This is a genomic window from Neisseria sp. P0021.S005 (assembly GCF_051956955.1).
On the sequence record NZ_JBQCWY010000526.1, the window covers coordinates 1 to 2,165 of the forward strand.

2 protein-coding genes are annotated in these 2,165 nt (G+C 45.5%); both read left to right on the forward strand.

From position 1 onward, the window contains the following. The first annotated feature begins 104 nt into the window (after positions 1-104). On the forward strand, positions 105-1,412 hold the full coding sequence (locus tag ACTHUE_RS16420) for a homoserine dehydrogenase (protein ID WP_004520380.1): 1,308 nt from the start codon (positions 105-107) through the stop codon (positions 1,410-1,412). Then, on the forward strand, positions 1,405-1,839 hold the full coding sequence (locus ACTHUE_RS16425) for a hypothetical protein (RefSeq protein WP_004520379.1): 435 nt from the start codon (positions 1,405-1,407) through the stop codon (positions 1,837-1,839). Before ACTHUE_RS16420 ends, ACTHUE_RS16425 begins: the two co-directional genes overlap by 8 nt. Positions 1,840-2,165: the final 326 nt, after the last annotated feature.

Sequence of the window (2,165 nt, forward strand, 5' to 3'; positions counted from 1 at the left end):
ACCTTGTGCATTGATGCTTTGCTCTGAATTTACGATTGCAAGCGATTATAACAAGCCTTGGTTTTTCGTGATTATTTTAAAGTATCGGCTCAAAAGGAGACACAATGAAGCCAGTAAATATCGGTCTTTTAGGTTTGGGTACAGTCGGTGGCGGTACGGCTACTGTATTGCAGGACAACGCTGCGGAAATCAGCCGCCGCTTGGGACGAGAAGTCCGTATTTCTGCTGTTTGTGATTTGAGCGAAGAAAAAGCCAAACAAATTTGCCCGAATGCTGCTTTTATCAAAGATCCGTTTGAGCTGGTTCAACATCAAGATGTTGATGTTGTTGTGGAATTGTTTGGCGGTACCGGTATTGCCAAAGATGCGGTATTGAAAGCGATTGAAAACGGCAAACACATTGTTACTGCCAATAAAAAACTACTGGCCGAATACGGCAATGAAATTTTCCCTTTGGCGGAAGAAAAAAATGTCATGGTGCAGTTTGAAGCTGCTGTTGCCGGCGGTATACCAATTATCAAGGCTTTGCGTGAAGGCTTGGCTGCGAACCAAATCCGCAGTATCGCCGGTATTATTAATGGTACCAGCAACTTCATTCTGACTGAAATGCGTGAAAAAGGCAGCGCGTTTGCAGACGTATTGAAAGAAGCTCAGGCTTTGGGCTATGCAGAAGCTGACCCCACTTTTGATATCGAAGGTCATGATGCCGGCCATAAAATTACGATTATGAGCGCATTGGCATTTGGTACGCCGATGAACTTTTCTGCCTGCTATTTGGAAGGCATCAGCAAACTCGACAGCCGCGATATCAAATACGCTGAACAACTTGGCTACCGTATCAAATTGTTGGGGATTACCCGTAAAACCGACAAAGGCATCGAGTTGCGCGTACACCCTACTCTGATTCCTGAAAGCCGTCTGCTGGCTAACGTTAACGGCGTGATGAATGCTGTCCGCGTCAATGCCGATATGGTTGGTGAAACCTTGTATTATGGTGCAGGCGCCGGTGCATTGCCAACGGCTTCTGCCGTGGTTGCCGATATCATTGATATTGCCCGCCTGATTGAAGCTGAGACTGACCATCGTGTCCCTCACTTGGCATTCCAACCTTCACAAGTTCAAGTGCAAAATATTCTGCCTATGGATGAAATCACCAGCAGCTACTATCTGCGCGTTCAAGCAACTGACGAACCAGGAACTTTGGGTCAAATTGCCGCACTCTTGGCCAAAGAAAATGTTTCTATCGAAGCTTTGATTCAAAAAGGCGTGATTAATCAAAGCACTGCTGAAATCGTGATTCTGACCCACACCACGGTGGAACACAATGTCAAACGCGCTATCGCAGCGATTGAGGCGTTGAGCTGCGTGGATGCTCCGATCACCATGATCCGCATGGAAAGCCTGCATGACTGAGCAACAAACGGAAAGGCCGTCTGAAGAACAACTGGCGGCCAGAAAGAAAGCCAAGGCAAAAATCCGCACCATCCGCATTTGGGCATGGATTATTTTGTCTTTGCTGGCTCTGACCGCCCTGCTCTCACAATGCGCCATGAACAAGCCGCAGATGAAGCAAAATGTGGTGGAATCTTGTGTGAAAAACATTCCTTTTGCTGAAAAATGGCAAACTGATTTGAAGGCAAAAGGTTTGGATGCGCAAAACGAGAAATTGGCTCAAGACTATTGTGTCTGCATGTGGGATCAGCCTTTAAGCAAACTCTCTGACGAGCAAATCCGAAACTTCGGCAAAATCAGCCCTGAGGAGCAACTCAAACTCTTGGGTGGCGCGGAAGCTTTTGAGGCACGCGATAAGCAATGCGTGGCTGATTTAAAGGCTGAGTAAACCAAAATTATCGGTTTAAGCCAAAGCTATAAGGCCGTCTGGACAACAGACGGCCTTTCTTATATTGAATAAATAGTAATAAGAATTGATTTCATTATATTTTAAGTTTAAGATAGCTTGGTTAATTGCTTTTCTATGGTTGTTGCCATGCGTTACCACTTTCCTATTGCCGTTGATATTTATGATTTTTTGTATACCGGCCGGTTTGACTATCTGGAAATCGGACAATCGGCAGAGTCTATTTTGCAGATGTTTCCTGCGCCTGATTGCGTCCCTAAAGGCTTGTTGGTACAAAAAGGCTGGAATATTTGGCTTTATGGCGATAT